The following is a 1,005-nucleotide window of genomic DNA, read 5'->3' as shown; positions in this document are numbered from 1 at the left end:
ACAAACGGATAGGCCAAAAATATCCCTGCCAATATTGGCAAAATCCAACCGGTGATACGGCGACTGCCTTCTAGCACACAGACCACCGTGATCAGCGAAAATATCACGTCAAGCGGATTGGCCATGCCACCACGTGAGGTCACAATGTCTTGATATTCGTAGATCAAATAGCTCATACCAGATAAAGACAATAAAAACCAAATCCAGTCATACCAAGCGACTCGACTGCGACTGCTATTTTTACTGGCGGGAAAAATCAAGAAAATTAAGGCAAAACCAACACCGACGTGTACAGAGCGCTGTAGCAATGCAGGCATCGGGTTAAAGGTAATATAAAGATGAAAAAGTGAATAGAGTATACAAATACCAGCAATGAAATACTTTACTGGCCCTTGCGTAATATGACGTGTGATTGACTCTCGGTCATATTTTTCCAGTACTGCTTTGTTGATCGCATCTGCATCAGCATCTTTATCAACATTGGCATCTGGCGTGGTATTCACGCTACCGTGATCCGTCACTTGGGAGTTCATGACACAAGTCCTTTTTAAATCTATCAATTAAACCATACGTCTTAGGCATGATCACCACTTCAGAATAATCCGGCACCCACTGATGAATCAAAAAACGGTGACCAGTATAATCGATCTCGCCTTTGGTCAGTCTAGAGACTACCCAATTTAGGCTAGGTAGTTTTTCATTGATTTGGTAACCCAGATAGCCAAGTTTTTGTATGGGGGCCAGGGGTTCGGTCGAAGGCGTACCAGCACCAAATGCTTCAAAGTATGTGGTGGTGAGGAGTAGCATAGCCTCTTCTGTGCTGCTTTTTTCTATGCGTTGGTACTGCTCTTCCCACCACTGCTTTTCTACAGAATGTATCCAGCGCAGCTGAAAGTCAGGGTCAGTGAAATAACATACCTTGTCGTCGCTACCCGCTATCGCAACACGCACTTCGACCACAGACTGACGCGCGACACCTATCCATAGGGTCAAAAAAACCAGCGC

At 45.0% G+C, this 1,005-nt stretch carries 1 protein-coding gene and 1 pseudogene; both read right to left on the bottom strand.

Annotated elements, in window-relative coordinates:
- Positions 1–533, bottom strand: a pseudogene (locus tag B3V51_RS04055) (C4-dicarboxylate ABC transporter permease); the annotation flags it as partial.
- A partial coding sequence (locus tag B3V51_RS04050; RefSeq protein ID WP_349676137.1) for a DUF1850 domain-containing protein occupies positions 505–1,005 on the bottom strand: 501 nt, incomplete at its 5' end. The pseudogene B3V51_RS04055 and the gene B3V51_RS04050, both read right to left, overlap by 29 nt.

It is taken from the genome of Psychrobacter sp. UBA2514 (genome assembly GCF_002341255.1).
Classification (GTDB): Bacteria; Pseudomonadota; Gammaproteobacteria; order Pseudomonadales; family Moraxellaceae; genus Psychrobacter; species Psychrobacter pacificensis.
This window is presented reverse-complemented; position numbering and strand designations above follow the sequence as displayed.